Genomic DNA, 23279 nt, shown 5'->3' on the forward strand with positions numbered 1-23279 from the left:
CCGCACTGCGGGTGCCGGGCGCGGTCACGTCCGGGCGAGCAGTGCGTCCAGTGCCGCGTAGCTCTGGCCGAGACCCTCGGCCATGCCGGAGTTCAGCATGCCGTCGCGTTCCTCGGAGGTGTGGAACTGCGAGACGGTGACCACGCGGGTGCGGCCGTCGCCGAGGTCTTCGAACGTCGCGGTGTCGATGGCGACGTACGCCGGCATGCCGTCCCATTCGAAGGACTGGACGATGCGGTCCTTGGGGGTGATCTCCCGGAATCGCCCTTCGAATCCGTGGGCTTCACCGTCGCTGTGCTCGACGAACCGCCAGTGTCCACCCCGTTCGAACTCGAAGCGTTCGACGTCGAGGCGGTTGCCCCGGCCCCACCACCGGGCGAGCAGCTCGGGGTCGGTGTAGGCGGCCCAGACGCGGTCGCGGTCGGCGTCGAAGACGCGCTCGACCCGGATCTCCCGCTCGTGGGGAGTCGTGACCGTAAGCGGGGCAGAGGGATTCGTGGTTGTCATGGCGTTCCTTTCGTTCGGTCGAGGAACTCCGCAAGGCGGTCCATGCGGCCCTCGATCATCTGCTGGTGGTCGCGGATCCAGTCCGCTTCGTGCTCGAGTCGGTTGATGCCGAGCCGGCAGTGGCGCACGCGGCCCTTCTTCTCGGTGACGACGAGACCTGCCTCCTCGAGGAGCCGGACGTGTTTCGTGATCCCGGTCGGTGTCATCCGGTACCGGGCGGCCAGGTCGCTGATCGAGGCCGGTCCGGCGCGCAGATCCTGGAGGATCCCGCGCCGGGTCGGGTCCGACAGCGCCGCGAACGTGGCATCGAGACTCGAATACTGAACCATCAGGTTCAGTGTTGCAGGGCTGCGGAGCCCTGTCAACGGTCCCGACCGGCCGATACTGTGCAGTTCATGCCGAAGTCCTTCGCCTTCACCACCGAGCTGGACCACCACGTCCGCGACGTGCACGCGGTGCTGCTCGACGAGCGGTACTGGCTCGACCGGGTGGCGGACCGGGCGAGTGCCACCGCGATCGTCGAGGAACCGCACGGTCCGGGCAGTGTGCGGGTGACCGTCACGGACCGGTCCGAACCCTCGGATCTGCCGTCGATCGTGCGCGGCGTGCTGCGCGGGCCGCTGATCGTCGAGCGCACCGACGAATGGGGTCCGCTGGTCGACGACGTCGCCGACGGGCTGCTGTCCGGAGGCGCCACCGGCCTGCCGGTCGCCCTCGAAGGACGATCCCGGCTGCGGACGAGCCGCACCGGTGGGACGTACGTCGACGTGCAGGGGCAGGTCGTCGTCCGGGTCCCGCTCCTCGGCGGCCGGATCGAGTCGATGGTGCACGGGATGGTCCGGCAGATCGTCGAGCACGATCGGATCGCGATCGCGGCGTGGCTGTCGCGCTGACCTGCCCCGACCGGTCCGGCAGCGCGCGTCGCGCGGCCGCCGCGGCGAGCGCTGTCGCCGGGATGTGATAAGCCGGTGCAGGACCGGAACACACCGAGCGACGAGGGGACCCGCGTGCTGACGCTGCACCGCGCCGAGCGCGCCGACACCCTGGCCGCCGCTCTCGCCGAGTTGCTCGTCGTGCCCCTCGCCGACCCGTTCGCCCGCGAGATCGTCGCCGTCCCCGCCAAGGGGGTCGAGCGGTGGCTGACGCAGCGGCTGTCGACGGTGCTCGGCGGCACCTGCGGTGACGGTGTCGCCGCCAACATCGACCACCCGTCGCCGGCACGGCTGGTGGACGAGGCGCTGGCCGCTGCCACCGGCCGGACGGCGGCGGACGACCCCTGGCACCCCGACCGGATGCGGTGGACGCTGCTCGACGTCGTCGACGACTGCCTCGACGAACCGTGGTGCACCGTCCTCGCTCGGCACCTCGGCCGCGACGGCGTCGATCACCGCGCCGGTCGACGCTACGCCACCGCCGCCCACCTGGCCGACCTGTTCCGCAGCTACGCGTCGCAGCGCCCGGAGATGCTCGTCGACTGGGCCGCCGGGCGCGACACCGACGGCACCGGCCACGACCTCGCCGAACACCTCGTGTGGCAGGCCCGGCTGTGGCGGCGGCTGCGCGAGCGCCTCGGCGACGACAGTCCCGCCGAGCGGCTCACCGCCGCCTGCACGCGGTTGCGCACCGACCCGGAGCTCGTGGACTGGCCGGCTCGGCTGTCGCTGTTCGGCCCCACCCGGCTCACCGTCGCCCAGTGCGCGGTGCTGTCCGCGGTTGCCGCGAACCGTGATGTGCACCTGTGGATTCCGCATCCGAGTCCGGCGATGTGGGAAGGGCAGGCGGCCGCGGCGCCGGTTCGTCGTCGCGCCGACGACCGCAGTGCCCTCGCGGTGCAGCACCCCCTCCTGGCGAGCCTGGCCCGGGACGTGCGCGAACTACGCGCGCACCTCGCCGGTCCCGGAGTCGCCGACGTGCACCACCCCGGCGGGACCGGCCCCGACACGCTCCTGGGGCGCCTGCAGGACGACCTCCGGGCCGACCGGCCCCCGGCCCGCTCCGCCGCCGCCGACGGCACGATCCGCATCCACGCCTGTCACGGTCCGGCGCGGCAGGTGGAGGTGCTGCGCGAGTGCCTGCTGCACCTGTTCGCGGACGATCCGAGTCTCGAACCCCGCGACGTGGTCGTCATGTGCCCGGATGTGGAGACCTACGCGCCGCTCGTGCAGGCCGCATTCGGCCAGGGTGCCGCCCGGCACGACACCTCCGGGCACCCGGGACACCGGCTGCGGGTGCGCCTCGCCGACCGCGGCCTGCGCCGAACCAACCCGGTGCTGGCGGTCGTGGCGACGCTCGTGGGTCTCGCCGACGCGCGGGTGACCGCCAGCGAGGTCCTCGACCTCGCCGGGGCCGCGCCGGTGCGCCGGCGGTTCGGCTTCGTCGACGACGACCTCGAACGGCTGCAGGAATGGACCGCCGCTGCCGGGGCCCGCTGGGGCATCGGCAAAGGGCAGCGGAACACCTTCGGCCTCGGGGACTTCCCGCAGAACACGTTCGGCACGGCCCTGGACCGGATCCTCCTCGGCACGGCCGCCGACGAGTCGCAGAGCGAGTGGCTCGGACTCACGCTCCCGCTCGACGACGTCGAGAGCAACGACATCGACCTGACGGGACGGTTCGCCGAGTACATCGACCGGCTCACGGTGGCACTGCACGGCCTGCGCGGTCCCCAGCCGGCCGCGCAGTGGGCCGACGCCCTCACCCGCGCACTGGATCTGCTGACCGATGTCGATCCCGCCGACGCCTGGCAGCTCACCCAGGCTCACCGGGAACTCGCCGCCGCCGTCGAGCACGCCGGGCCGGCGCCGCTGCGGCTGGCCGACGTGCGGGCCATGCTGACAGCCCGGCTCGCGGCACGCCCGACGCGCGCGAACTTCCGGACCGGCGAGCTGACCGTGTGCACGATGGTGCCGATGCGGTCGGTGCCGCACCGCGTCGTGGTCCTGCTCGGCCTCGACGACGAGAGCTTCCCCCGCTCCGCCCACATCGACGGCGACGACGTGCTGGCAGTGAATCCCTGCCTGGGGGAACGTGATCCGCGCAGCGAGGACCGGCAGTTGCTGCTCGACGCCGTCATGTCGGCGGGGGAGACGCTGCTGCTGTTCTACACCGGTGCGGACCCGGTCACCGGTGCCCGCCGCCCCCCGGCGATCCCGCTGAGCGAACTGCGCGACGTGGTCGAGACGATGGTCGGTCCCGACGGCATGGCCGAGCTCCTCACCCGGCATCCGTTGCAGCCGTTCGATCCGCGCAACTTCCGGCCCGACCGCCCGCTGAGCTTCGACCGGGCCGCACTCGCGGGGGCGCGCGCCGCGCAGCACCCGGCGAAACAGCGTCCCGGACTGCTGCAGCGGCCGCTCGCGCCCGCCGCGCGCACCGACGTCGACCTGGCCGACCTCGTCGCGTTCGTCACCCACCCCACCCAGGCGTTCCTGCGGCAGCGCCTCGGGGTGCGGGTGCCCGATCGCGACGAGGACATCGCCGACGCCCTCGATGTCGGCCTCGACCCGCTCGCCCGGTGGGACCTCGGCGACCGCATGCTCGAGGCGCTGCTCGCCGGCACGGACCCCGCGGACTTCCGGGCCGCCGAATGGCGGCGCGGTACCCTGCCGCCGTACCGGCTCGGTGAACTCGCGCTCGACGACGTCGCCGCCACCGTGGACACCTTGGTGGCGGTGTGCCGGCCGATCTACACGGGACCGGCCGACACCGTCGACGTGAACGTCGACCTCGGGGACGGCCGGCGCCTGACCGGGACGGTCGGCGGGGTCCACGGCGCCGTCGTCGCCCGCAGCACCTTCTCCCGCCTGGCGCCGAAACACCGCCTCACCGCCTGGGTGCACCTGCTCGCCGTCGCCGCGTCGGACCGGCCGGGGCCGTGGCAGGCCGTCACCACCGGCCGTGGGCGGTTCCGCGGCACCCCGGCCTGGCGGTCCACGATCAACGCCCCGGCCGACCCCGTGGAGCAACTCGCCCGCCTCGTGGACCTGCGCGACCGCGGGTTGCACGAGCCGCTGCCGACCGCCACCGCCGCCGCCGCGGAGTACGCCGAGCGCCGCCACCGCGGCGACTCCGTCGAGATGGGACTCGACGCCGCCGCCCAGGAGTTCGGATCCACCTACGGCGAACGCACCGACCGCCACCTCGCCTACCTGTACGGCCCCGACGTGACGCTGCGGGACCTGACCTCCGTCGCCGCCCGCGACGACGAGCAGACGTGGCACGGCGAGCCCACCCGATTCGGCGCCCTCGCGCGAAGCCTGTGGGAGCCGTTGCTGTCCAACGAGATCCAGGGGCGGCCGTGACCCGAACCGTGTCCGAGTTCGACCTGCTGGGGACGCTTCCCACGGGCACCACCGTGCTCGAGGCCAGCGCGGGAACCGGCAAGACCTACGCCCTCGTCGGCCTGGCCACCCGGTTCGTCGCCGAGGGCACGGCGGAGTTGTCGGAGTTGCTGCTGGTGACGTTCAGCCGCGCCGCGACGCAGGAGCTGCGCGAACGCACCCGGGACCGGTTCGCCGCCGCCGCGCGGGCGCTGGCCGATCCGGACGCCGCCCGCCGCCATCCCGACGAGCTGATCCGGCACCTCGCCGCCGGCGACGTGGCCACGCACCGGCGCCGGCTGCTGCGGGCGCTGTCCGACTTCGATGCCGCCACCATCGCCACCACGCACGGGTTCTGCCAGCGCATGCTCGACGAGCTCGGCACCGCCGGGGAACGCGACTCCGCCGCGGTACTCGTCGAGGACGTCGACGACCTGACCGCCGAGGTCGTCGCGGACCTGTACCTGCGGCGGTACGGCCGCGCGGATGCGGCACCGATCTCACACGCGGAGGCGGCGGAGGCCGCGCGTGCCGCGATCTTCGACCCGCAGGCCACGCTCGCCCCCGAGGGCGCCGACGGCACGCCCGCGGGTGAACGCGTCGAGTTCGCCCGGGCCGTGCGGGCCGAGGTCGACCGCCGCAAACGCCTCGCGGGTCTGCGGGACTACGACGACCAGCTCTCGCTGCTGCACGCGGTGCTGACCGATCCCGGGCACGGCGAGGCCGCGTGCCGCCGCATCGGCTCCCGATTCCGGGTCGTGCTCGTCGACGAGTTCCAGGACACCGACCCGCTGCAGTGGGAGATCCTGCGCAGCGCGTTCCACCGGCGCACGACCCTCGTCCTCGTCGGCGACCCGAAACAGGCCATCTACGCGTTCCGCGGCGCCGAGGTGCTCAGCTATCTCGGCGCGATGGAGTTCGCCGACGAGCACCAGGAACTCGTCCGCAACTGGCGCAGCGACGGGAACCTGCTCGCGGCCCTCGACCACCTGTACGGCGGTGCGGCCCTGGGGGATCCGCGAATCGTGGCGCATCGGGTCGAGGCCGCGCAGCCGCCGTCCCGGATCACCGGGGCGGTGCCGCTGCGGCTGCGGCACCTGCCGCGTGCCGGGGCCGGTCCGTGCGGCGCCTCCGGTTTCCCGAAGGCCCCGGCGTTGCAGGCCCGGGTGGCACGCGACGTCGCGGCCGACATCGCGGCACTGCTCGGCGGCGAGGTCACGGTCGACCTCGGCGGCGGCCGGCGATCCGTCGAACCCGGCGACGTCGCAGTCCTGGTCCGGACCAACGCGCAGGTCGCCCTCGTGCACCGTGCCCTCACCGGCGCCGGGATCCCGGCCGTGCTCGCGGGAGGAACCAGCGTCTTCGCGACCCCCGCCGCGCAGGAATGGCTGCGGGTGCTGCAGGCGCTCGAGCAGCCGCACCGCCCCGACCGGGTACGTCTGGCCGCCCTGACCTCCCTGATGGGGCACACCGCCGTGGATGTCGACACCCGGGGCGACGAGCTCGTGGCCGCGCTCGGCACCCTGCTGCGCGAGCTGGACCTCGTGTTCGAGCGATCCGGCTTCGCCGCCCTCTTCGAGCGCCTCGCCGCGTCCTGCGCCCTCGAGCCGCGGCTGCTGGGCTGGCCGGGCGGTGAACGGGAACTGACCGATCTGCGGCACCTCGCGCAGCTGCTCGACGAGACCGCGGCGGCCGGGGCGCTCGGTGTCACCGCCCTGACCCGCTGGCTGACCGAACGGATCGCCGAGGCGGGCACGGCCCGCGCCGACCGCAGCCGCCGGCTCGACAGCGACGCCGCCGCGGTACAGGTGCTGACCGTCCACGCCAGCAAGGGACTCGAATTTCCCGTGGTCTACGTGCCGTTCGCATGGGAGTCGGGCGTGCGGCCGAAACCCGACCGGCTCCTGCTCCACGACGACTCCGGACGCCGGATCCTCGACGTCGGCGGGGAGGGCAGCCCCGGGTACGGCGATCGTCGCCGGCGCCACGACGACGAGGTGGCCGGGGAGGAACTGCGGCTGCTGTACGTCGCGCTTACCCGCGCCCGCTGTCACCTGGTGCTGTGGTGGGCGCCCGGGTACGGCACCCCCGGCGCCCCGCTGCACCGCCTGCTGTTCGGCCGGGCACCCGGCACGTCCGACATCGCTCCCAAGGCACGCGTGCCCGAGGACCCGATCGTGGCGCAGCAACTCGACGCGTGGGCCGACCGCGCTGCCGGATCGGTGTCCGTCGAGGCCGTCGGATCGGCGCCGATCCCCACCGTCACGTGGGTGCGTCCGCGTGAGACCGTCGTGGACCTCGAGGCGGCACGCTTCGACCGCGAGCTCGACGACGCCTGGCGGCGCACCTCGTACACCGCCCTCACCGCCGCCGCCCACGACGAACCCCAGGTGCGTGCGGAGACGGAGCAGCCGGTGCACGTCGACGAACCGGAGGAACCGCCGCTGCTGCCGGCCGACGTGCCGAGTGACGGCATCGTGTCCCCGATGAACTCCCTGCCCGGCGGGGCGGTGTTCGGCACACTCGTGCACGCGGTGCTCGAGGTCGTCGACACCGCTGCCGCCGACCTCGGCGCGGAACTGCTGCGCTGTTGCCGCGACACCGTCGCCGAACAGTTCTCCGACGTCGACCCCGAGGAGCTGGCGACGGCACTGCTGCCGGTCCTGCGTACCCCGCTCGGCGGGGACGCGGGCACTCTCGCCGACATCGCCCCGGCCGACCGCCTCGCCGAACTCGACTTCGAGCTGCCCCTCGCCGGTGGGGACGATCCGGTCGCCACCACCGTCACCCTCGACGGTGTCGCCCGGTTGCTGCGTGCGCACCTGCCCGCCGACGACCCGTTCGTCTCCTACGCCGATCTCGTCGCAACTCTCGAGCCCACCCCGCTGCGCGGCTATCTCACCGGCAGCATCGATTCGGTGCTGCGGATCCACGGCACCGAGCCGCGGTTCGTGATCGTCGACTACAAGACGAACCGCCTCGGACCGGAGGAACTCACCACCGCCCACTACACCCGGGACCGGATGGCGCAGGAGATGCTGCGCGCCCACTATCCGATGCAGGCGCTGCTGTACGCCGCCGCCCTGCACCGGTACCTGCGGTGGCGGCTGCCCGGCTACGACCCGGCGGTGCATCTCGGCGGCGTGCAGTACCTGTTCGTGCGCGGCATGGTCGGTCCGGAGACCCCGGCGGGCTGCGGTGTGTTCGACTGGACGCCGCCGCCCGCCCTCGTCGCCGCACTGTCCGATCTGTTGGCAGGCAAGGAGATTCCGTGACCAACGCCCAGGTGGCCCAGCGCGGCAAGGGTGCCCTGCGGGTCTTCAACGAGGCCGGGGTGCTCGCGGCCGCCGACGTGCACGTCGCGCTGCGGCTCGCCCAGCTGGCGGGGGAGACCGCCGAGGAGGTGCACCTCGCCACTGCGCTGGCCGTGCGCGCCGTGCGCGCCGGTTCGGTGTGCCTGGACCTGACCCGGCTGCGCGAGATCACCGTCGACGAGTCCGCCGAGGTGGATCTCGCGGCGCTGCCGTGGCCGGAGGACGACGCCGTCGTCGCCGGCTTGCGGCGCAGCCCGCTCGTCGTCGGCGGCGACCGCGGCCCGCTGCGTCCGCTGCGCCTGGTCGAGACCGCCGACGGTCCGCTGCTGTACCTCGACCGCTACTTCCGTCAGGAGGAGGCGGTCCGGCGGATCCTCGACGCCCGCGGGCTCGGTCATCCCGTCGTCGACGAGCCGGCGCTCGAGCGGGGACTGCGCGAGTTGTTCCGCGACCAGCACGACCCCGGTCGTCCGTCCGCCGCACCGGACCGGCAGCGCATCGCCGCGGCGCTGGCCGCCACGGGGTGGACCACGGTGATCGCGGGCGGGCCGGGCACCGGCAAGACCCACACCGTCGCCCGGATACTCGCGCTGCTGACCGCGCTGCACGGTCCCGCCCTGCGGATCGGACTGGCCGCGCCCACCGGCAAGGCCGCGGCCCGGCTGCAGGAATCCGTCCGCGAGCAGGCCGGGCCGCTGGGCCTGCGCGCCGACCTGACCGCGATGACCCTGCACCGCATGCTCGGCTGGCAGCGCGGCCGCACCCGGTACCGCTACCACGCCGGCAACCACCTGCCCTACGACGTCGTGGTCGTCGACGAGACGTCGATGGTGTCGCTGACCATGATGTGCCGGCTGCTCGAGGCCGTCCGCTCCGGCACCCGGCTGATCCTGGTGGGCGACCCGGACCAGCTGACGTCGGTCGACGCCGGCGCCGTCCTGGCCGACCTCGTCGCCCGTCCCGTGACCGCGGCGGGAAACCCCGTCCTCGGGCGCGTCGTCGCAGCCGACCTCGATGCCGGCGACGACCCCGCCGAGGCGTCGCTCTCCGCGGGTGAGCGGAACCGGTTGCGCGGCGGCGTGATCCGGCTCAGCCGCGGCCGGCGGTTCGGCGGCGACATCGCGCACCTCGCCGTCGCCGTGCGGGAGGGCGACGCCGACGCGGTGATGCGGATCCTCGACGGTGGTGGCCCCGAGGTGTCCTTCCACGCGCCGGACGACCTCGAGGCCCTGCGGCGCGACGTCGTCTCCACCGCCGCGACCGTCACCGCCGCCGCCGTCGCGGGCGACGACGTGACCGCGCTCGAGAAGTTCGAGACGCACCGCCTGCTGTGCGCGCACCGGGAGGGGCCGTACGGGGTGCAGTGGTGGGCGCGGCGGGCGATGGAGTGGATCGCCGCCGACACCGGCCGGCGGCTCGACACCGAGCGCTGGTACCCGGGGCAGCCGCTGCTCGTCACCGCCAACGACCACGAGACCCGCATCTACAACGGCGACACCGGCGTCGTGGTCGTCGATGCGGACGGCGAACCCGTCGCGGCGTTCGCGCGCGGCAAGGAGCCGTTCCGGCTCCACCCCAGTCGGCTGTCGGCCGTGCAGACGGTGTACGCCATGACGATCCACCGCAGCCAGGGCAGCCAGTACGGCACGGTCTCGGTGATCCTGCCCCCACCCGAATCCTCGCTGCTGACCCGCGAATTGCTGTACACCGCGATCACCCGGGCGCGCGGTCACGTGCGCCTGATCGGCACCGAGGAGGCGGTCCGCGCCGGGGTCGGGCGGCGGGTGTTGCGAGCCAGCGGACTGCGCCGGCAGCCGCGCGCCTGACTCCCGCGCGGGTGGCCGAATGTCACATCGGTTCGATCGGATCGAAGCGATGTGACATCGGGCCGACCGGCGCGCGGTGCTCGACGAGGTGCCGGACGACGTGCCCGGCGTCCGCGCCGGCCCCGCCGACGAGCATCGAGCGGAACGACGACTGGAAGCACAGGCCGGTGAAGTACAGGCCGGGAATGGTGGTCACCACCCCGTGCTCCTCGAGCGGCCAGCCGTCCGGGCCGAGCACCGGCAGCTCGATCCAGTCGTAGGCCTGACGGAAGCCGGTGCACCACAACACGTTCGTCACGTCGAGGACGCGACCGCCGGCGAGGACCGGGCGGCCGTCGACGACCCCGGTGACCCGTTCGGTGATCCGTTCGACGCCGAGCGCGGCGAGGTCCTCCCGCTTGACCCGCAACAGCGGTGCGCCGTGGCGGCGTTCGAGTTCACGTACCTTCCGGCCGAGCGGGGTGCGTACGGAGAGCACGTGGCCCCACGCGAACCACACGATCGGGAAGAGCACCCGCATCCGGCGGCTCTCGAGCCGCACCGGGAGCTGTCCGGTGTCGCGGCCGCACAGGATCGTCGGATGGGACGTCGCCACCTCGTAGGCGAGGTCGCCGCCGGAGTGGGACGCGCCCACCACGAGCACCGGGCCGTCGGTCAGCTGCGCCGGATTGCGGTACTCGCTCGAGTGCAGCTGCACGATCCGCGGGTCCAGCTCGGCCGCGAAGTCCGGGATGCTGGGGGTGCGGCCGAACGTGCCGGTGGCGACGACGACGTTGCCGGCCTCGATCCGCATCTCGCCGCAGTCGAGGACGAAGCGATCGCCGTCGCGCGACAGCCGTCGCACGCGGGTGCCGCCGCGAACGGGCAGCTCGAACCGCGCGGCGTACGCCTCGAGGTAGTCGGCGACGTCGTCCTTCGTCGGGAACCGGTGCGGATCGCCGGGGAACGGCATGCCGGGCAGGCCGTCGTATCCGGCGGGGCTGTACAGGCGCAGCGAATCCCAGTGGCTGCGCCAGTTGTCGCCGATCCGCCGGTTCGCGTCGACGATCAGGAAGGGGCGCCCGTGCCGGGCGAGGTGGTAGCCGGCGGACAGCCCCGCCTGGCCTGCGCCGATCACGACGGTGTCGATCCGTCGGGGTGCACTGTCGGTGGTCATCGGAACTCCCGGGCTCGAGGGGACTGGACGGATGACGTTAGGCGCCGCCGGCATCGGCCGCGTCGGGCGAAGTACGCAGCCGTCCGCGGACCCGGATGGGTAGTTCTGTGCAGCTCAGAGCAGGTGGTGCTCGTACGCGTATGCCGTCGCGGCCGCCCGGGACGACACGTCGAGCTTGGTGAAGATGTTGCTCAGGTGCCGCGCCACGGTCTTCTCGCTCAACACGAGTTCACGGGCCACGGCGCGGTTGGTCTTCCCCGTGGCGACGGCCCGCAGCACCTCGATCTCGCGGGTGGTCAGCCGGCCCCGCGCGGCCGGGCGCCCCGGCCTCCGCGCGAGGTCCCGCAGGTCCGGCTCGGCGTGCAGGTCCCGGAACGTCGCCGCCGCGGCCTCGTACTCGAGCCGCGCCGTCTCGGCGTCGCCGAGCGCGTCACAGCACCGGCCCTGCAGCACCCGCACCCGCGCGCACTCGTAGGGCGCCTCGAAGCCGCGCCAGAGCCCGCACGAGCGGCGCAGCCGGTCGAGGGCGGCGCGCGGTGCGCCCTCGGCGAGCAGGACGGCGCCGGTGACCTGCTCGGCGATCGCACTCAACGCCGGAGCGTCCTGTTCCCCGGCCAGCGCCGCGAGTTCGTCGGCGCTGCGGCGCGCGGCCGCGACGTCGCCGACGGCGAGCGCGATCTCCGCGTGGCCCGCCAGCAGCCGCGGACGATAGAGCGGAAGCGATTCGCCGAGCGCCCGCCGGATCCCGGCGAGCGCCGCGTCGGTGTCGCCCCGGCGCAGACGCAGCAGCGCCATGCCCGGCTGGATCTCGCGGCCCAGCCGGCCGGCGCGGCGGTAGGCGTCCTCGGCCTCGTCGAACTCGCCGCGCAACCGGTGCAGTTCGCCCTGTTCGTACAGGGCCATGCCGACGGCCGGTTGACCCGGTGGGTCCGACAGCCGCCGGAACGCGAGCCGGGCCAGGTCCATGGCCTCCGTCCAGGCGCCCTCGAGTTGCAGGATCTCCGCGCGGTGTACGAGGCACTGTCCCCGGAAGGGAACGAGGCCGGGCTGGGCGTCGCACCAGCGGCCGAGTGCCCGCGTCCATTCCCTGGCCCGCTGCAGCTCGAACGTGCCCTGGCAGGCCTCGATGACCGCGCAGTACACCAGTCCGGCCACGACCGGCGAGACCTCGTCGAGGCTCACGCCGACCATCACCTCGTCCAGGGTGCCGAGACCGCCGGCGACGTCGCCGAGCAGGATGCGGCACTGCCCGATGCCGAGGGTGCTCAGCGCGACGAGGTCGGCGTCGCCGCAGGCTCGGCCGATCGCCTGGGCGGCGGTGAACGAGGGCAGGGCGTCGGCCGGCCGGTTCGCATGCATGTCCTGCACCGCCGCCGGCAGCATCAGGAGGCCGCGTGTCGCGCAGTCCGGGCGCCCGGGCTCGGTCAGGTGCTGGGCCCGGGCGAGCCAGCCGCCGGCGCGCGCCACCTCCCCACGGTTCATCAGCAGGAAGCAGAGCCAGAACGCACTGAGTCCGGCCTGCTCGGGGTCGTCGGCGTCGAGATGCGCCGAGAACGCACGCTCGCACAGCGTCGCGCAGTCGTCGTCCCGGCCGACCAGATACGCCGACCGTGCGAACAGGTCGAGGTCGTCGGCGGTGAGGGGCTCGTGCGCGTCGGCGGTGCGGAACGCGTCGAACGCCCGCGTCCAGTCCCGCGCGTGGAACGCTGCCCGCGCGTGGTCGAGCACCGTCGACGTGCCCATCCTCGCTCCCTGCGGCGACCGAACGTGCACCGAGTGGTTGCCTGCGATCCTACGCCCACCGGCCTCCGGTTCCGGGGTGCGCAGTGGGAGGTCAGTCCGGCAGGCCGGGCCGGGTACGGACCGGTGCCAGACCGGAGACGAGGACGACGGCGGTGATCGTTCCGGCGGCCATGATCGCGGCGAGCACCACGATCTGGAAGCGTCCGGCCTCGAGCGGGGACACACCTCCGAAGATCGCGCCGACGAAGGCACCCGGCAGCGTCACCAGCCCGGTGGTCTTGGTCTGGTCGGTCGACGGGATCAGCGCCGAGTGGACGGCCAGTCGCGTGAGCTCGCGGGTGGACTGCCGCGGCGTCGCACCGAGCGCGAGCCAGCCCTCGACCGTGTCCCAGTTGTCCCCGGTCAGTTCCGTGAAGCGCCGCCCCGCGAGGGTCGCGATGGTCATCGCGTTGCCGACGACGATGCCGCCGATGGCCAGGACGTACCGCGGGGAGAACTCGATGGCGCCGGTGACGAAGACGATCGTGAGCGTCACGGCGATCCCGAGCGCCATCGCACCGGATACGAGGGCCACGTGCCCCGGGCTCCAGCCGATCCGGCGGGATGCGGTGGCAGCGGCGACGGTGAACATGACCAGCAGCGCGGCCCCCACCCAGACGGGACTCGTGATCACCCCGGACAGCACCACACTGATCAGGGCGAGTTGCACGGCGCCCCGCAGCACCGCGACCGCCGGCGCGAAGTGATGCGGGGCGCGGTAGCCCCACAGCACCGCGGTCGTCGTCCCGACGAGCAGGGTCACCCCGACGGCGGTGGGAACCAACTCCAGGGACCAGGTCACCCTCCGGAGGGTATCCGCCGGGGGACGGGGGTGGCCGAATGTGACATGCGTTCGATCAGATCGAAGCGGTGTGACATTCGGCCCACCGGCAGCGGGTTCAGCGGATCAGGTTCCCCAGGTCGACGGGGATCTGCGCGCCGGTGATGTACTTCGCCTCGTCGGAGCACACCCACGCGACGACGGCCGCGACGTCCTCGGGCTGCAGGATCTCGTAGGGCAGCGAGTTCATGTAGATCGGGCCCAGGGTGGTCGCGTACTTCGCGATGAGCGGGTGCAGGTCGCTGACCTTCATGCCGGTCTCCACGCCGGCCGGGTGGACGGTGTTGACCCGGATCCGGTGCTCGCCCAGTTCGTTCGCCATCGTCTTCGCCAGGCCGGTGATGCCGTGCTTGGTCGCGACGTAGTGGCCGGTGAAGGGGGTGCCCTTGAGCCCCGAGACGGAGCTGGTGAAGACGACCGCCCCGCCCTCGCCCTGCTCGATCAGGTAGGGCACGGCGGCCTTCGCGGTGTGGAACACGCCGGTGAGGTTGACGTCGACGGTCTCCCGCCACTGCTCGAGGGTGATCTCCCACGACAGCGCGCCCGAGCAGATGCCGGCGTTCGCGACCACCACGTCGAGGCGGCCGAGCTGCTCGACGCCGTCGGCCAGCGCCCGCGACAGCGCGTCGAAGTCCCGCACGTCCGCGGTCGTGGCGACGATGCGACGGCCCGTCTTCTCGACCAACCGCACCGTCTCCGCGAGATCCTCCTCCGTGGCGCCCGGGTAGGCGGTCGAGGCGAAGTCGGTGCACGCGTCGACCGCGATGATGTCGGCGCCCTCGCGGGCGAACTGCACGGCCTCGGCGCGGCCCTGACCGCGCGCCGCGCCGGTGACGAAGGCGACCTTGTTCTCGAAACGGCCGGCGGTCTCCATGCTTGCCTCCTCGGTGGTGTCGGACGCGGATTCTCCCGGTCCGAAGCGGGGGACGGCAGCGCGGGTTCCGCTCACCGGGACCGCGGTCCGGAAGGCGCACGGTGTCCCGTGTCCGGCCGGGCGCCCCGTTCGGTTACCCGCTGGTAATAGAGCATGCGTTCTGTTATGGTCCCGCTGTGCCCCGGCCCCGCATCCACGACCTCGACGAGGTTCTCGACGCCACCGAGAATCTGGTGGTGGCCGGTGGTGCGAGCGCGGTGACGCTGCGTGCGGTCGCCGCGGCCACGGGGATGTCGAACGGGGCTCTGTATCACGCCTTCGGCTCCCGCGGTGGGCTGGTCGGCCGGGCCTGGTTGCGCGCGGCCCACCGCTTCCTCGACCTGCAGCGCGCGGCGGTCGACGAGGTTCTCGGCTCCGCGTCGACGCCGGACCGGGGGATCGACGCCGTCGTCGCCGCCGCCGATGCCCCCGCGGCGTTCGCCGCCCTGTTCCCCGAGTCCTCGCGCCTCCTGCTCACCGTCCGGCGCGAGGAGTTGCTCGGGTCCGACCCGCCGGCGGACGTCGCCGCAGAGCTGGGGCGGCTCGATTCGATTGTGGTCGCGCTGCTCGTCCGCCTGTCCCGGGCGTTGTGGGGCCGCGGCGACGCGCGCGCGGTCGCGGTCGTCGAGGACTGTGTCGTCGGTCTGCCGACAGGTCTGTTGCTCCGGCGCGGGCGTGTCCCCGACGCGGCCATGCGCCACCGTCTCGAGGCCGCGGTCCGCGCGGTGCTCGCCCTCGATCCTCCGCCCGCGCCATCCGGGCGCGGCGGCCACACGAAAGGCTCGCGATGACCGTCACTCTGACCTACCGGGACAAGATCGCCGTCCTCGACCTCGGCGACGACGAGAACCGGTTCTCTCCCGACTGGCTCGACACCGTCGACCGGCTCCTCGACGAAGTGCAGCAGAACGCGCACGCACTCGTCACCACGGCGACGGGGAAGTTCTACTCCAACGGCCTGGACCTGGAATGGCTGACAGCTCACGGTGATCGGGCGCAGTGGTACGTCGGCCGGGTGCAGGCGCTCTTCGGCCGCATCCTCACCTTCCCGCTGCCGACGGTCGCCGCCGTGGTCGGGCACGCGTTCGGGGCGGGTGCCATGCTCGCGATCGCGCACGACTACCGGGTGATGCGCGCGGACCGGGGCTACTACTGCTTCCCCGAGGTCGACATCCACATCCCGTTCACGCCGGGCATGGCCGCGCTGATCCAGGCCAAGCTGACCCCGCAGACCGCGGTCACGGCGATGACCACCGGTCGCCGCTACGGCGGTCTCGAGGCCGAGGCCGCCGGTCTGGTCGACCGCACGGCGGGCGCGGACGGCGTCCTCGACGCCGCCGTCGAACTCGTCACCCCGCTCGCGGGGAAGGACCCCGGCACCCTCGGTGCCATCAAGTCCACCATGTACGCGGCCGCGGTCGACGCACTCGCCCAGGGTCGGGCCTGACCGGTCACGAACTTCCGTGATGGGACGGAAGTGGTTGCTGCGGAACGGAATCCGTCCCCGGTAACAGTGCGCGCACCGCGTCGACGGTGTCCGCCTCGGCGGCGGTCTTGTCGGGGCGGTAGCGCAGCACACGGGCGAAGCGCAGCGCCACCCCGCCGGGGTAGCGGGGGCTGACCTGTACGCCGTCGAGTTCGATCTCCACGACCAGCTCCGGACGCAGGTACACGGTGTGCGCGTCGCGGCTGCGTTCGTGTCGCGGGAGCTCCTCGGTCTGCCATTGCAGCAGGGCGTCGGTCAGTCCCTTGAACGTCTTGCCGACCATGATCGGCTCGCCGCCGTCCGGATCCCGCGCGCCCAGATGGAGATTGGACAGGTAGCCGGTGCGACGGCCGTAACCCCACTCGGCGCCGAGTACCACCAGGTCCAGGGTGTGCTCCGGTTTGACCTTCTGCCAGGCGCGGCCGCGCCGGCCCGCCGCGTAGGGCGCGGTGAGGTCCTTGACGACGACGCCCTCGTGCCCGGCGGCGAGGGCGGCGTCGAACTGGGCGTCGGCGGTGGCCGCGTCCGGCCGCAGCACGCCCGGGATCCGATGGTTCGGCGCGACCCGCCGCAGAGCGTCGAGACGCTCGGTGAGCGGCGCGTCGAGCAGGTCGGTGCCGTCGAGGTGCAGGCAGTCGAAGAAGTACGGGTGCAGCATCAGCTCGTGCGCGGACTCGGCACCGAACCGGCTCATCGTCTCCTGGAACGGCCGGGGCCGGCCCGCAGGGTCGAGTGCCAGGGTCTCGCCGTCGAGCACGACCGACGTGCAGGGCAGCGTCGCGACCAGCTCCACGAGTTCGGGGACGCTGCGGGTGATCTCCCGCAACGTGCGGGTGAACACCCGCACCGTCCCGCCCCGGCGGTGCACCTGGATGCGGGCGCCGTCGAGCTTGTACTCGACGCTGACCTCGCCGCCGAACTCGCTGTGGGCACCGGCGAGGGACTGGGCCGGGGCGGCGAGCATGGGCCGGATCGGCCGGCCCACCTCCAGCCGGAAGGCGGCGAGCGCGTCCGCGCCGCCGCCGAGCCCGGCCGCCGCGGTTGCGGGCAACCGGCCGGAGAGCATGAACGCCCGGCGCACCGTCTCGGCCGGCAGCCCGGCCGCGGCGGCCACCGCGTCGGTCATCACTCCGTCGAGCGCGCCCTGCCGCAGGTCGCCGGTCAGCAGCCGCACCAGGAAATCCTGCTCCTCGGCGGTGGCCGCGCCGAGCAGACCGGCGAGCAGTTCGCGCCGCCGCCCCGTCGAGCCGGTCCCGGACAGACCGGCGAGCTCGGTGAAGGTCCGGTCGACGTCGGCGACGGTCAGCGACGGCTCCTCGGACGGGTCGATGCGGGATCCGGCGAGGGTGCGCCATCCCACGCCGATCCGGCCCTGACGTGGCTCACCCGCCAGCCACGACACCACGGGTTCGACCTCCCCGGCGTCGAGGACGGCGAGGAGGGCGCGCAGTTCCTCCACCTTGCCACGCCGCGACCGGGTGGCACCGACGGCATGCGAGGTGGCAACGATCGTCGAGAAGAGCACGCCCCGACCGTACCGACCATCGCCGGTTCCGGCGCGGGTTCATCGCCGGTTCCGGCGCGGGTGCCCCGCCAGTTCCGGCGCGGGTGCACCGCCGGTTTCGGCGCGGGTGTACAGCCGGAGGGTCAGTCGCCGACGCGTTCGCCGGTCCCCGGATGGAACAGGTGCACCGTGCCTTCCCGCTTGCGCAGCCGGATCGTGTCCGCCAGCCGGGCCGGGGTGCGGGTGAGCGAGCGTGCGACGAGGGGGGTGTCGCTGCGCGCGACGCGGGTGTACACGTACGACTCGCTGCCGAGTTCCTCGACGAGTTCGACGATGGTCTCGACGCCGTCGCCGTCCGTGATCTCGAGCTGTTCGGGCCGGATCCCGACGGTGACGGTCTCGAGGCCGGCGCGGTGCAGCGAGGCGATGCGGTCGCGTTCGACGTCGACGACGGTGCTGCCGATCTGCACGCCGCCGTCGACGATCCGCGCGTCGAGCAGGTTCATTGCGGGCGAGCCGATGAACCCGGCGACGAACGCATTCGCGGGCCGGTCGTACAGCTCGGTGGGGGAGGAGAACTGCTGGAGCTTGCCGCCGCGCAGCACCGCCACCCGGTCGCCCATGGTCATCGCCTCGACCTGATCGTGCGTGACGTACACGGTGGTGGTGCCGAGACGCCGCTGCAGCGCGGCGATCTGGGTGCGGGTCTGCACGCGCAGCTTGGCGTCGAGGTTGGACAGCGGTTCGTCCATGCAGAACACCTGCGGTTCGCGGACGATCGCGCGGCCCATCGCGACGCGCTGGCGCTGCCCGCCGGAGAGCTTGGCGGGTTTGCGGTCCAGGTAGTCGGTGAGGTCGAGCAGCTTCGCCGCCTGTTCGACCTTGCGGCGCCGTTCGTCGGCGCCGACGCCGCGCATCTTCAGCGCGAAGCCCATGTTCTCGGCGACGGTCTTGTTCGGGTAGAGGGCGTAGTTCTGGAAGACCATCGCGATGTCACGATCCTTCGACGGCACGCCGACCATGTCGCGGCCGCCGATGCTGATCGAGCCCTCGTCGATGTCCTCGAGCCCGGCGAGCATTCGCAGGGCGGTGCTCTTGCCGGAGCCGGACGGCCCGACCAGGACGACGAATTCTCCGTCCTGGATGTCCAGGTTCAGGGAGTCGACGGCGAGGGTGTCGGAGTTCTCGTAGAGGCACGACGCGTTGCGGTAGGTGATCTCGGCCATGACGGTTCCTTCGGAAAGTGAGTGGGGGAGTTACTTGATCGCGCCGAACGACAGGCCGCGCACGAGCTTGTTCTGGGCGAGCCAGCCGGCCAGGACGACGGGCAGCGCCGCCATCGTGGCGGCCGCGGACAGGCGGGCCCAGTACAGGCCCTCGCCGGTGATGAAGCCGACGAGGAACACGGGAATGGTCTGCGCCTGCACCGCCGTGAGGTTCACGGCGAAGAAGAACTCGTTCCAGGAGAAGATGACGCAGATCAGGGCGGTGGCGGCGATGCCGGGCGAGACGAGCGGCAGGATCACCTCCCGCACCGACGTCCACAGGTTCGCGCCGTCCATGCTCGCGGCCTCGAGCAGCTCGCCCGGCACCTCGAGGAAGAACGAGCGCATCATCCACACCGCGATCGGCAGATTCATCGCGGTGTAGAGGATGATCAGTGCCCAGATGTTGTCGAGCAGACCGATGTTCGCGACGATCACGTACAGCGGGATGATCGCGGCGACGATCGGCAGCATCTTCGTGCTGATGAAGAAGAACAGGGCGTCCTTGGTCTTGCGCACCGGCCGCAGCGACAGGGCGAACGCGGCGGGCACGCCGAGCAGCAGGACGAGGATCGTCGACACGCCCGTGGCGAACGCCGAGTTGAGCAGGCTGACACCGACTCCGGTGTCGAACACGGCGCGGAACTGGTCGAGGGTGGGCGTGAAGAAGAACTTCGGCGGATCGGAATAGGCGTCGGCCTCCTGCTTGAAGGCGGTGAGCACCATCCAGAACACCGGGAAGAAGAACCCCAGGGCGGCGATCCAGGCGACGACGCCCCACGGATTGGCCCTGCGGTGCTTGCGTTTCCGGGTTCGAACCGGGACGGTCTCCGGTGTGGGAACCTGTTGTGCGGTGGGGGCGGTGGTGCTCATCAGGCGGCCTCCTCCTTGCCGGTGAACGATGTGAAGATCAGCCGCAGCGCGACGGTGGCCACGACGATGGTGGCGACGACGACCACCACGCCCATGGCGGCGGCCTGGCCGATGTCGAAGCCGAGGAACGCGCGCTGATAGATGTAGAAGGGCAGGTTGGAACTCGCGGTGCCCGGTCCGCCCTGGGTCATCATGTAGATGGCGTCGAACGTGTTGACCAGGTGGATCGCGCCGAGCACGGCGCCGAGTTCGATGAACCGCCGCAGGTGCGGCAGCGTCAGCTCGCGGAACAGGGCGAAGGCGCCCGCCCCGTCGACCCGCCCGGCCTCGAGGATGTCCCGCGGCATCGACTGCAGACCGGCCAGGATGAGCAGCATCATGAACGGGGTCCACTGCCACACCAGGTTCGCCATCACCGCGGCGAGCGGGTAGCGGCTGACCCAGTCGATCTGCCCCACGCCGAACGGGGAGAGCACGAAGTTGACGATGCCGAACACCGGGTCGAACATCGCGGTCTTCCAGATCAGTGCGCCGGCGACGGGGGTGACGAGAAACGGGGTGATGAGCAGGGTGCGAACGATGCCGCGGCCGAGGAAGACCCGGTCGAGCAGCAGCGCGAGCAGCAGGCCCAGCACGACGGAGATCAGCACCGTGCCGACGATGAGGATCACGGTGTTGACCGCCACCTCGCGGAACTGACTGTCGCGGAAGACGTCCGCGTAGTTCTGCAGGCCGACGAAGCTGCGTGAGCCCGGGCGCACCAGGTTCCACGACTGCGTCGAGTAGTAGAGGGTGAACGCGAACGGGATCTGGGTCACCACGATCATGAAGATCAGGGCAGGCAGCAGGGGCCCGCGTCGGCGCCAGCCCTCCGCGCGGGAGACCGCGTCGTTCTTGGCGTCGCGCACCCGGCGGATGCGCTCCGAGTCGTCGGCGGTGGAGGCGCCGACCGCCAGGGTTGTCATCGCTGATCCTCTCGGTAGGTGGCGCCGACCACGTCGGCGTACTCCTGCGCCTGTTCCAGTGCCTCGGTGACGGTCTTCTGGCCCGCGATCGCGGCGCTGATCTGCTGGCTCACCCGGGTTCCGAGGTCCTGGAACTCGGGGATGGCCAGGAACTGGACACCGGTGTAGGGCACCGGCTCGACCGTCGGGGCGTCCGGCGTCGCGCTCTCGATGGACTCGAGGGTGAGCGGCCCGTATGCGGCTGCGGCCTCGCGGTATTCGGGGATCTCGTAGGTCGACAGCCGGCTGCCCGGCGGTACCCGCTCCCAGCCGAGGGTCTCCCCGACGGTGCGCAGGTACTCCTTGCTCGTCATCCACGAGACGAACCGCCACGCGGAGTCCGCGTTGTCGCTGTCGACGGGGATGCCGAGCGACCAGCTGTAGAGCCAGCCCGCGTCGTCCTTGACCCGGATCGGTGCCGGGGCGTACCCGATCTTTCCGACGACGTTGCTCGACGCCGGGTCCTCGAGGGTGGAGACCGCCGAGGTGGAGTCGTACCACATCGCGACCCGGCCCTGCGCAAGCTGCGTGGCGCATTCGCTGAAACCGCTCGTGGCGGCGCCGGGCTGGCCGTGCTCGCGGACCAGGTCGACGTAGAACTGCACCGCCTCGACGACCTCGGGGCTGGTGAGCTGCGCGTTCCAGTCCTCGTCGTACCAGCGGCCGCCGAAGGTGTTGATCACGGTGTTCAGCGGGGCGAGCACCTCACCCCAGCCGGGCTTGCCGCGCAGGCAGATCCCGGCGGTGTCGGGGGTGTCGAGCCGGGCGGCGGCGGCGGCAACCTCGTCCCAGGTGGGGGTGGGGGACAGGACGATCCCGGCCTGCTCGAACAGGTCCTTGCGGTACATCAGGAACGACGACTCGCCGTAGAACGGCACCGAGTACATGTCGCCCTCGTAGGACAGCGAGTCGCGCAGGGTGGGAATGAAGTCGTCCTCGTCGTAGCCCTCCGTCTGCCGGGCGTACTCGGAGAGGTTGGTCAGCCACCCGTTCGCCGCCCACTGCGGCGTCTCGTAGTTGCTGATCATCACCACGTCGAACTCGCCGCCGCCCATCGCGGTGGAGGCCGTGATCTTCGCGCGGGCCTGGTTCTCCGAGAGGGTGACGAACCGCAGGTCGATGTCCGGGTTCTCGGCCTCGAACTGGGCGGCGAGTTGCTGGGCGTCCTGCATCTGGGAGTTCGACACCATCGCGATGGTGACGGTCTGGTCGGAGGCGCCGAGCGAGCCGGCGCCGGCGCAGCCGCTGAGCGTGAGGCTGAGCGCCCCGGCCCCGGCCGCCAGCATGCGGGTGGTTCTTCTGGATCTGTTCACCGATCGTCGCCTCTTCTCCGGTCTCTCCGGTGGTGTCATCGGTCGAGTAGCCAACGTGCGCACTCGATGTCGCATACGAGCATGGTGACCAGGCCGCCGCGCAGCGCTCCCAGCGCGGCCTGGTGTTTGGCGGCCCCGCCGGTGACGAGGACCGCAGCCGGGCAGGCGCGGATGTCGTCGAGCGAGACCGACACGGCGCGACGGTCGAGATCCCCGCCCACGGCCGTGCCGTCGGCGTGGAAGAACCGTCCCGCGATCTCCCCGACCGCGCCGAGGTCGGTGAGGGTGTCGAGCATGGCGGTGTCGAGATAGCTGCCCTCGAACAGGGTGGTCGACGTGGACACCGCCCCCACACCGAACATCATCATGTCGGCGCGGCGGCCGACGTCCAGGGCGCGGGAGATCATGGAGTCGGCCCGCAGGGACGCGACCGTCGCGGGGTCGGCGTACAGGGGGACCGGGAGCCGGACCATCTTGGCCTGCAACTGTTCCGCGCAGCGCCCGAGCACGTACTCGGCGCCGGTCTGGTAGTCGGAGGTGGTGACGGCGCCGTCGAGCTGGACGATCGTCGCGCATGCGGCCCCGCCCGGCGGGAGGGCCTGCGCGACGGCCACGGTCTCCGGCCCCCACGTGAACCCGAGGGTGTCGGTCGCGCGGATCCGCCGGCTGATCAGGGCGGCGGCGGCCCGTCCGACGCCCGCGAAGCTGGCGGCCTCGTCGAGCGGGCCGGCTGCGTCCACCCCGTCGCCGACGACGACGGCCTCGAGCAGGCCGAAACGCTCCTCGAGCGCGCGTTCCTCGTCGGCGTGCAGGTCGTCGCGCAGGTTGGCCGGCACGTTCACCTCGATGCGCACCAGGCCCTGGGCCCGGGCCCGGGCGACGAGCCGTCCCGCCGTCGGGCGGGAGACGCCCAGGCGCGTCGCGACCTCGGCCTGGGTGAGGCCGTCGAGGTAGTACAGCGTCGCGGCGCGCAACGCCAGGCGCAGATCCTCCGGTGCCGCGGTGGCCGCGGGCGGGTTCGTCGCGTGGGGGACGGTCACGTCATCTCCTGGGTCGGAGGGACTCGGGCCGGGGAACCGGCGAAGTCGGTGGAGCGTGAGCAAATGCTCATGGGTGCGTTCATCTGCTCAGTACGCTAGCATCGGCACTGTGACCCACACAACACCCCCGTCGATC

General features: G+C 72.3%; 18 protein-coding genes. 6 read left to right on the forward strand and 12 right to left on the reverse strand.

Going from position 1 to position 23279, the window contains the following annotated elements; translation table 11 throughout:
* Positions 1-24: 24 nt before the first annotated feature.
* Together LZP97_RS02255 and LZP97_RS02260 are read right to left on the reverse strand one after the other, a co-directional pair.
* Complete coding sequence (locus LZP97_RS02255; RefSeq protein WP_010592546.1) at positions 25-507, reverse strand: SRPBCC family protein; 483 nt, start codon at positions 505-507, stop codon at positions 25-27.
* Entirely contained in the window at positions 504-836 is a 333-nt protein-coding gene (locus LZP97_RS02260; RefSeq protein WP_010592545.1) for an ArsR/SmtB family transcription factor, read from the reverse strand. Before LZP97_RS02260 ends, LZP97_RS02255 begins: the two co-directional genes overlap by 4 nt.
* Before the next feature lie 66 nt (positions 837-902).
* Here LZP97_RS02260 and LZP97_RS02265 point away from each other — a divergent pair, with 66 nt between their 5' ends.
* From LZP97_RS02265 to recD, 4 genes are all read left to right on the forward strand, one after another.
* Entirely contained in the window at positions 903-1400 is a 498-nt protein-coding gene (locus LZP97_RS02265; protein WP_029539880.1) for a DUF2505 domain-containing protein, read from the forward strand.
* A gap of 114 nt (positions 1401-1514) precedes the next feature.
* Entirely contained in the window at positions 1515-4808 is a 3294-nt protein-coding gene (recC, locus tag LZP97_RS02270; protein ID WP_048771843.1) for an exodeoxyribonuclease V subunit gamma, read from the forward strand.
* Positions 4805-8101: a UvrD-helicase domain-containing protein gene (locus LZP97_RS02275; protein WP_200903446.1), complete on the forward strand. Its 3297-nt coding sequence runs from the start codon at positions 4805-4807 to the stop codon at positions 8099-8101. The genes recC and LZP97_RS02275 overlap by 4 nt, the downstream gene beginning before the upstream one ends.
* Positions 8098-9966, forward strand: a complete 1869-nt coding sequence (gene recD, locus LZP97_RS02280; protein ID WP_010592540.1) for an exodeoxyribonuclease V subunit alpha — start codon at positions 8098-8100, stop codon at positions 9964-9966. Before LZP97_RS02275 ends, recD begins: the two co-directional genes overlap by 4 nt.
* 22 nt (positions 9967-9988) lie before the next feature.
* Here recD and LZP97_RS02285 read toward each other — a convergent pair whose 3' ends face one another.
* From LZP97_RS02285 to LZP97_RS02300, 4 genes are all read right to left on the reverse strand, one after another.
* Positions 9989-11122, reverse strand: coding sequence for a flavin-containing monooxygenase (locus tag LZP97_RS02285; RefSeq protein ID WP_017680255.1), 1134 nt, complete (start codon positions 11120-11122; stop codon positions 9989-9991).
* A 114-nt stretch (positions 11123-11236) separates the two neighbouring features.
* On the reverse strand, positions 11237-12865 hold the full coding sequence (locus LZP97_RS02290; RefSeq protein WP_048771836.1) for a LuxR C-terminal-related transcriptional regulator: 1629 nt from the start codon (positions 12863-12865) through the stop codon (positions 11237-11239).
* A 91-nt stretch (positions 12866-12956) separates the two neighbouring features.
* Positions 12957-13706, reverse strand: coding sequence for an ABC transporter permease (locus LZP97_RS02295; RefSeq protein WP_010592536.1), 750 nt, complete (start codon positions 13704-13706; stop codon positions 12957-12959).
* A gap of 97 nt (positions 13707-13803) precedes the next feature.
* Positions 13804-14619, reverse strand: a complete 816-nt coding sequence (locus tag LZP97_RS02300; protein WP_017680253.1) for a mycofactocin-coupled SDR family oxidoreductase — start codon at positions 14617-14619, stop codon at positions 13804-13806.
* Between the two features lie 176 nt (positions 14620-14795).
* Here LZP97_RS02300 and LZP97_RS02305 point away from each other — a divergent pair, with 176 nt between their 5' ends.
* Together LZP97_RS02305 and LZP97_RS02310 are read left to right on the forward strand one after the other, a co-directional pair.
* A complete protein-coding gene (locus tag LZP97_RS02305) occupies positions 14796-15449 on the forward strand; it encodes a TetR/AcrR family transcriptional regulator (RefSeq protein WP_010592534.1) in 654 nt (217 codons plus the stop codon).
* Entirely contained in the window at positions 15446-16105 is a 660-nt protein-coding gene (locus LZP97_RS02310) for an enoyl-CoA hydratase-related protein (RefSeq protein WP_010592533.1), read from the forward strand. Before LZP97_RS02305 ends, LZP97_RS02310 begins: the two co-directional genes overlap by 4 nt.
* A 4-nt stretch (positions 16106-16109) precedes the next feature.
* Here LZP97_RS02310 and LZP97_RS02315 read toward each other — a convergent pair whose 3' ends face one another.
* From LZP97_RS02315 to LZP97_RS02340, 6 genes are all read right to left on the reverse strand, one after another.
* On the reverse strand, positions 16110-17669 hold the full coding sequence (locus LZP97_RS02315) for an ATP-dependent DNA ligase (protein WP_048771833.1): 1560 nt from the start codon (positions 17667-17669) through the stop codon (positions 16110-16112).
* A gap of 122 nt (positions 17670-17791) precedes the next feature.
* A complete protein-coding gene (locus tag LZP97_RS02320; protein WP_040275333.1) occupies positions 17792-18874 on the reverse strand; it encodes an ABC transporter ATP-binding protein in 1083 nt (360 codons plus the stop codon).
* 30 nt (positions 18875-18904) lie between these two features.
* Positions 18905-19786, reverse strand: a complete 882-nt coding sequence (locus LZP97_RS02325) for a carbohydrate ABC transporter permease (RefSeq protein ID WP_040275335.1) — start codon at positions 19784-19786, stop codon at positions 18905-18907.
* On the reverse strand, positions 19786-20751 hold the full coding sequence (locus tag LZP97_RS02330) for a carbohydrate ABC transporter permease (protein WP_048771830.1): 966 nt from the start codon (positions 20749-20751) through the stop codon (positions 19786-19788). Before LZP97_RS02330 ends, LZP97_RS02325 begins: the two co-directional genes overlap by 1 nt.
* Positions 20748-22076 carry an ABC transporter substrate-binding protein gene (locus LZP97_RS02335; RefSeq protein ID WP_010592528.1) on the reverse strand — a complete coding sequence of 443 codons (1329 nt, stop codon included), beginning with the start codon at positions 22074-22076 and terminating at the stop codon, positions 20748-20750. Before LZP97_RS02335 ends, LZP97_RS02330 begins: the two co-directional genes overlap by 4 nt.
* A gap of 62 nt (positions 22077-22138) precedes the next feature.
* The gene (locus tag LZP97_RS02340) at positions 22139-23143 is read right to left on the reverse strand and encodes a sugar-binding transcriptional regulator (RefSeq protein ID WP_010592527.1); all 1005 of its coding nucleotides are present in this window, start codon (positions 23141-23143) and stop codon (positions 22139-22141) included.
* Positions 23144-23279 lie beyond the last annotated feature (136 nt).

The sequence above is a fragment of the Rhodococcus sp. DMF-1 genome (genome assembly GCF_021441945.1).
GTDB lineage: Bacteria > Actinomycetota > Actinomycetes > Mycobacteriales > Mycobacteriaceae > Rhodococcus > Rhodococcus ruber.